The following is an 8,541-nucleotide window of genomic DNA, read 5'->3' as shown; positions in this document are numbered from 1 at the left end:
AATCCCAATGAAAGTAGTAGCCGATTGTGATAAACTTTTGGAACCTTGTACTAACTATCTACAAACAGTCTTCTCTATCTCGTACGAAGGAGGTCCTAACGCTTGTCCAATTGCACAACAATTAGAAGAAGGCACAAAATCTATTACAGTAGACACCTCTAATTGTGCCCGACAAGAAGTACTTTGTGGTTCTGGCGTAATGACACTTGAAGCTACAGGTTCTTTTGATGCCTATCAGTGGTTCAAAAATGGCTCCCCTTTAACAGGCGAAACAAATCGTACTTATCAAGCCAATGGTCCAGGTGTCTATAAAGTAGTTAAAACCCTTTCTTGTCAAGGATATCAAGTAGAAACTACTGAAACAATACAATACCAAGCTGTAGCAGTTACTACCGATCCTATCCGCGCCCAAGCACAAAACATAGGTGTTACTTGCGCTGATAATGGTAGCTGGACAAGTCATTTCTACCTATGTCAAGGAGGTTCTAAAAATATTACTGTGAGCTATAAAAATACTGCTTTTGAGTGGCAACAATGGAATGGCTCTTGTACTGATCCTTCTTCAGATTGTAGAAATATGCAAGACCAATGTTGGACAACATTCCATACCAATTCTACTTTTGTAGCCAATACCGCTGGTAAATACCGATTGAAACTCCTCAATTGTAACGAAAGTTTCTATTTTGAGGTCTTTACTGCTGGATTTACAGGTGCTCTTACTGATATAATAGATGAAACAGATTTCTCTCAAGGTTCTGTAAAACTAAACCTCAGTACAAGTGGCGTAACTTATAAACTAGAAATTTATAAAGCAGGGGCACTTTTCCGTACCGAAGTGATCACTACAAATGATTATCATATACAAAACTTACCAAAAGGTACATACGATGTGAAAGTAACCTCACCTCAAATACCAGGTTGTGAGTATAACGGACAGGCAACAATCAACAAAACAAGTCAAATGGAAATGACGGCTGTTTTCAAAGGATGGACAAAATGTAATACAGCTAAATTTGAACTCAAAGCTAAAGGAGGTGTGCCTACTTATCGCTTCTATATCTGGACAATAGACGGAGAAAAACAATATGCTGATGAACCTGCAGCTTTAAATGCAACAGATTATAAAGCTATCCAGTTGGCTCATCAAGCAAGCGTAGAGGTTGAAATTCCTTCAATCACTCGTGTAGGTGAATATGTCTTCTTAGTAGGTGATATGCGCTCTGGTGCCTTTGCTTTGTCTAATAAAGTGACTGTATCTCCTCCAGAACATCATTCTTTTACATTTAGTGCAACTCAAGAAATACAGTGTGAAAGCAACCCTAATACAGGGGTAATCAATCTTACTTTTGCCCCTGGCTCTCAAAATCAAAATCGTAAGATTAATCTATATAAATTAGATGAAACAGGAGCCCGTGTAGGGACTGCTTTCCAAACTAGTACAGGAGGTCTGTTTACTAGTATCCCTGCAGGTACTTATGAAATAGAAATGATTTCACAAGTAGGAGGAACTACTTGTGTCTATATTAAGAAACCTATAGTTATACTTCCTCCACAAACCCCGCTCCGTGCTTATGCAGGAGTTATGGCCGATAGATCTTGTGATACTACTAATAACCAATATAAAGTATCGGTAAATAACGTTACGGGTGGTACTCCTCCTTATAAATATAGTTTTGATGGAGAAAATACTTATGTAATGAATCCTATAGGATTTATAGGCGGTTCTACAACTATCTATGTGAAAGATAGTAAAGATTGTCGTATAGAAATACCTATCACTACACAAGCTACCTCTGTACCTTCCATAACGTTGAGCCCTGTGCTCTACCGTTGTGATAATGGCTATGGTTCAGTAACCATTACAGTTTCTTCTACTGTAAGTCAAACTTATCAGTATACACTTGATGGTAGCGCTAAACAAAACCTTACAAGCAATAGCTTTAATCGATTGTTATCTCCAGGAGTTCATACTCTTACAGTGTACTATCGCCCAACTGATACATCAACAACACCTAATGTACTCTTTACTGAAGACTTCGGTAAAAATGCTAATGATTGTTTACCTGCTGCTAATACTTCATTAGTATGTAATACCACAGGAAGTCTTTCAGATGGTAACCAAGTGCTTACTAAACAGCTACAAATTACCTCAAACCCTAATTGGATTACAACAGCCCCTGCAGATCCTTCAGGAGGACGTTATTTAGCTGTATCTGGTAATGGTAACAATGAGGTAGTCTATCAAAAAATACTTAAGGGAGTAGCTCTCAACACCGAATTTACAGTGAGTATAGATGCTCTCAATCTAATTAGAACAGGTGTAACTGCAGTGCCAGCTCACCTCAATATAGAAATAGCTAAAACAGATGGTACTACCTTGCGTAGCAAAAGCTTAGCAACTATTAATAGTAATAGTTGGACTAACTATAAAGTTACCTTTACTGAAGCTGAAATGACAGGATTTGCTAATGGAGAATTATTAGTAAAAGTAGTAAATACAGCTGCAGCTACTTATGGAGCTTTAGGTAACGATTTTGTTATGGATAACCTCAATATCTCACAGGCTATAGCCTATTGTGATTTGAAAGTAATTCAGCTTATCAATATAGAAACAAACAAACAAATGCGTGCCGAAAAATATGGTATCGAGAAAAATGTAAGTTGTATTGGTGAGCTAGATGGTCAAGTGAGTATAAAAGTAATCAATCCATCGTCTACAAATATAGAATATTCAGTACAATGGACACATACAGCCACTACTACTTGGACACCTATCACTCTCAACGCACAAGGTGTATTTACTATCACAGGCTTAGAAGCTACCCAAAATGGAGTAGTGAGTATAAGAGATGCCGCTAACCCTAATTGTGCAGTATCAGTAAGCTACAAAATTGGAGAACCTACCCCTATTGTACCTACTATAGTACTAATGGATAAAGTAACTTGTTACAATGGTGGTGTAGCCAAGATTAAAGTGTCAGCTACAGGTGGTAATGCAGGAGGTTATCAGTATAAAGTAGGTTTAGTAAGTGGAACTTTAGGAACTCTACAACCTGTCACAGCACAAGTAAACCCTTATGAAATAGTTAACCTTTCACCAGGTACTTATACCTTAGTAGTACAAGATACTAAAGGTTGTACTACTGAAACTACTTTTGTAATTGACAATAAAGCTACATTATCAGCTACTGCTGAGCCTACCTCTTATTGCTATGGAGATATGCAAGAAAAGAAAGTAAGAATTACAGTAATCAGCGGTAATGGCAATTATAGAGTACAACGCGTAGGAGGCAGTCTGTACGCATTCAATTCTTTAAACTTTGAATACCCTGATGCCCTTAATGCAGGAACTCATACATTTGTAGTAACAGATGGTTTTGGCTGTCAAACAACTATAACAACTCAAATTTATGAACCATTAGCGCTTACAATATCACCTACTCAATTGCAGTATGCCGATTGTAAAGGTAGTAGTGTTACCTATACACTCACAGCATCAGGAGGTATCCCTACAGCACTTAAAGAATTTAAATACAGCACTGATGGTGGAACTACTTTCCATACAATTGGTTCAAATGCCTCTCAGGTAACCTTTGCTTATCCGGTAACAGTAGCGACAACTACCGAGTTCCGTTTCCAAGTTACCTATAAACCAGATGGAAGTGAATGTAAACGTGAACAATATATTACTTTAGCTTACGATCCACCGCGTTTCTTAACCAATACCTTTACAACTACCCAAGCTACTTGTGGTAATAATAATGGTTCAGTAATAATTACTCCAAGTGATTATTATGTAGGTACGGCTTCTCATACCCTTAAAGTAATAAACGGTTTAGGAGCAATTCAAAACTCTACGGCTTTATCACCAGGTAATTATATAGCACACCTTACTGACGATCGCGGTTGTGTGGCTACTCAAGCCTTTACTATTACTGCAGTGCCTCAACTTACAGCTACAGCTACAGTGAGTAAACAAATGGGCTGTACTTCATCAGCTTCCGATTTAGCTGCTATTACAGTAACTCTCAACGGTGGAGGTATGCAACCTTTTGTTATCAATGTGAGAAATACTACTTCTGGTAGAGAGGATACACAAACACTTACAACCTCTAATAATATCTCAAGAGTATTCTCTGGCTTAGATTATGGTAATTATAACATCACTATTACCGATGGCAATAGCTGTGTAACACATCTTACAGCTGTAATCTTGCCTAACTCTAATGTGATGTCTATCAAAACTATTACCCCTACAACTTGTGCAACTACTGCCGAGGTACATATTACAGCAACTAGTTCGCCTACCTTTACGGCATCAACTAATGCTTACTTTGCTGTATATCGCCCAGGTATCCAAAATCCACCTGCAGGATCTGTACTCAATACAGTTACTACACTTAATGCAGATGGCATTAATAATGATATATGGTATAGAGGAGTTGCTTCAGGTACAGGAGTAGGAGTAACTATAGGAGGACTTACCCCAGGAGTACAATACACTTTTGTAGCTTATAATATGACTACTCAGTGTCGCTTTACTCAACAGATGAGTACACCTATCCCTACGGCTTCTTCAATGTCAGTAGTAATAGATGTGAAAAATGTAAGCTGTGCAAGTAATAGTGATGGTACATTTACCTATACTTTAACAAATCCTAATGCAAGCACTACTCATATAGATTACCAAGTGTATCGAGAAGATAATCATCAACTAATGGCGGGTGCTGTAGGATCTGTTCCTGCTCCATTTACAACAGCTCGAGTAGCCAATGGCAACTTGCCTGCAGGTAAATACTATGTTAAATTTACAGAAACTATAGGTGGTGTAGCAAGTTGTGTCATCTCAAAGAGCTTTGAAATTAAACGTTCACTCGTTCAGTTGCAAATTTCAGCAACAGCTACCAAAAAAGCAAGCTGTAATACTTTGGGTGAAGCGTGGTTGAATATCGCGGGCGGAACAGCTACTTACACTTATGGTTATGTAGCTTCAGGAACAGTTTATAGTCCTGCAGTAATGACTCGCACAGTTCAAACTTCTGCTTATATCAACTTACCTGCCGGTAATTGGGACCTATATGTATACGATGCTTATGGTTGCTTACAATCTACAACATTAACTATCGCAGCTTTCGATGCGCCACATATAGATAATGTAGCTACTTTAGCTTGCCAAGCTTACCATAATACTAATGCTAAAATACCAGTAAGGGTGACTCTCGATAAAATAGGTCAAGGAAACCACTATTATAGCTTAGATGGTGCAGCTGATAGACCTGTGGTTTGGACGATAGCCAATCAAGCTTTCGAGTTAGAGGTAACACCTTTAACAACACACACTGTCATTGTAAAAGATGTCAATGGTTGTGTGACTACAGCTACTTTTAGTACTACAGCGCTTATTACAGCTACAGCTACTATTAGTAGAATTAAAACTTGTGCAACACCTACAGCCGATATCACAATAACTGTTGCAGGAGGAACAGGTATTTATAGCTATACTTTAGAGCGTCTGGACAATGGTCTAGTAGCAGGAACTATTCTCTCACAAGATGTAGCTTTCCCTACACCTACCGGAGGAGTTATTACAATTCCAGCTCCAGCCGAAGCAGCTACCTATCGCATTAGTATTTATGATGCCGAAACAGTTGATTGTCATATTGTGAAAGAAGTAATAGTACGTGACCCCGATCCTATTAATACAGACAATATAGTACTACAACCTTACCACGAAAAATGTAATTTAGGACTTACAGCTACTGGTACAGGTAGTATTGATATAGTAATGCCTACCGATAGTGATAGTTATATCTTTAGAATTACAAGAGCTATTGATATCACAACAGGAAATAATGTAACTGTAACTACAACTCCTGCTAGCTCAGGTTCTCATACGGCTACTTTCACTCAGTTACATGGTACACCCCAAGGAGTGAAATATCAAATTATAATTACCAATAGCACAGGATGTGTGGCTTATGTAGAGACTATAATCACCTCTCCAGAACCATTAGAATTGCAATCTGGAGTGATAACAGCGACTCAATATGTTTGCAATGGTAATAATGGATTATCAACTCCTAAAGTAACAATCGATACCATGAAGATACGAGGAGGTATTCCGCCATACACAATTGAGTTCTTTGATAATGGAGGTAATAGTTTAGGCAATGGGACAGAATATGCACTTCCTAACTTAAATGGAGGAATTTTCTATGCTACAGTAAAAGATACATCTGGAGCTTGTGCAACAAGCACCACAAGTGTGACAATAGTCCCAGCCTTTGAGTTACAAACTCTTAGTATTACCACAACAACTTCAGCTACTTGTGTGGTAGATGAGGTGATAAATATTAGTTTAACAGTTACCCCTACATATATAGCAGGTACTCCATTGCGCTATGAGATAAAAGGAACAGATAACGCCTTTACTACAATTACAACCACTACGGCTACGAACTTGAATTTGACACTCACAGGTTCACAAAACTTGTCAGGATCAAACTATACGGTAGAGGTATTCAACGAAAATACAGGTTGTAGTATAAAAGGAGTTCATACAGTGAAAGATGCTAATACCTTTGAGATGACCTCTTATAACCCAGTGAGAGCAGTTTGCCATAACGATAATGGTAGTATTGCTATAACTTTAGTAGATAAAGATCTCTCTAATGGAGATCAATCAACAGCAGGCTTTACATATACAGTTACGGCAGTAAGTGGAGGCACAACAACTACAGGTACAGTATCAGGTAACACCACTACACTTACCTTAGTAGGCGGTTCTTATGATATCGAAGCGATATCTAATGCTACAGGATGTAAAGTGTCAAGACATCGTTTTGTGATTCCATCCAATCCAGCAGAGATCAAAGTAGTTAATGTTTATCAAAAGGTATCAGTGGATTGTGCTAATGAGAATGGAGTTATAGCTCTTACAATAATAGGAGGACAGCAAACTTATACAGTAACACTTACCCCATTAGCAGGAGGAACCCCTAAAGTACAGCCCAATGTTCTAGAAGGCTCACCAGGAATAGAAATAGCAGGTTTAGATGCGGGTACATACAATATTACAGTCGTAGATGCCTTAGGATGTACAACAGCTACCGGAACCCTTAGTGTAACAGTAGCCCCTTATAACGCTATCAATACCTCTAGTGTAACAGTAGCTACCACATCAATCACTTGTGTAGATTCTAAAGATGGTACACTCAAAGTGTCAGGAGTAACAGGAGGAACCCGTCCTTATCATTTTATGTTGTTCAATGGGTCAACAAAAGTAGATGAGATTTCAGGAGTTAATGGAGATGAAGCAACTTTTAGCAATATAGAACCAGGTACTTATCACATAGATATTTTAGATGCACAGAACTGTTCAGTAACGCTTGCTGGAAGCTATACATTTGTTAATCCAACAGCGATAACAGCAGATGTCAATACCATTAACTCTAAATTTGTGACATGTAAAGGAACGCGAGATGGTAAGGTAGAGATAGTGAATATTACAGGAGGTACAGGAAGTTATACAGTTAGTATTTTGCGCTCAGATACAAAACAAAGCGTGAAGACTCACAATAATATAACTAGTACAACAGATTTCTTTGATGAATTAGGAGTTCTAGAAGGCACTTACTATGAAATAGAGATAAAAGATAGTAATAATTGTACAATGACAAAGACCTTGTCATTCACAGTAGAAGAGTTAGCAGATGTAAGTATCAACGAGCTCAAATACTATGGTACTTGTCAAGCAAGTACAAATAGTTATGTAGATTATTTAGAGGTACATTTCAACAGTACATCGCCTGATTATAGTAAGATTACCTATAATTTGAATGGAGTATCAATGGGTAATTTCACGCGCACAACAGGTAATGTAGCTTATATTGATAATTTCAATAGAGGTTCGGTTACCCAAACGGTTGAAGTAATCTATACAATAGTATCTTCTATACCAGGAATGACAGGCAGTTGTAGTGCCTCCGAAACAATCACTATAGATACTTATACCCCACTTACCGTTACACAAGTAACTACCAATACAACACTTAATACATTAGAGGTATTGGCACAAGGAGGTAGGACAACTAATTTTAGAGGTTATACTTACTACTTCAATGAGGTAAGTAAAGGAGATAATCCTGTGTACAAAGTCACCCATAATGATCCAGACAAAATAGTAGGAGGACGACGTTATAAGGTAGTGAATGTACGAGTAGAAGATGCTGAAGGATGTACTGTTACAGCTACATTTGATATAGAGTATTTTGATATAGAAGTACCAAACTTCTTCACGCCTAATGGAGATGGTGATAATGAAGTATGGAGGCCTAAGTATTTAGATAATAATGTAAATGCCCGTATCTACATATTCGATCGCTATGGTCGTCGATTAGTGGTGTTAGAACCAGGTCAAGGCTGGGATGGTACTTACGAAAAACGTCCAATGCCATCAGGCGACTATTGGTACATCATCGAAATCAACGATCAATTGTACGACAAACGCGAGTTCTATGGTAACTTCACTTTGTTCAGATA

Annotated in this window: 1 protein-coding gene; it reads left to right on the top strand. The window is 38.1% G+C overall.

The features are described from left to right. Positions 1–8,541: T9SS type B sorting domain-containing protein (locus Q0162_RS06240; RefSeq protein ID WP_297890472.1), on the top strand; the 8,541-nt coding region annotated here is incomplete at both ends.

This window comes from uncultured Capnocytophaga sp. (assembly GCF_937936315.1).
Lineage (GTDB): Bacteria > Bacteroidota > Bacteroidia > Flavobacteriales > Flavobacteriaceae > Capnocytophaga.
Note: the sequence above shows the minus strand (reverse complement) of the source record. Positions and strands in the feature narration are given on the sequence as shown.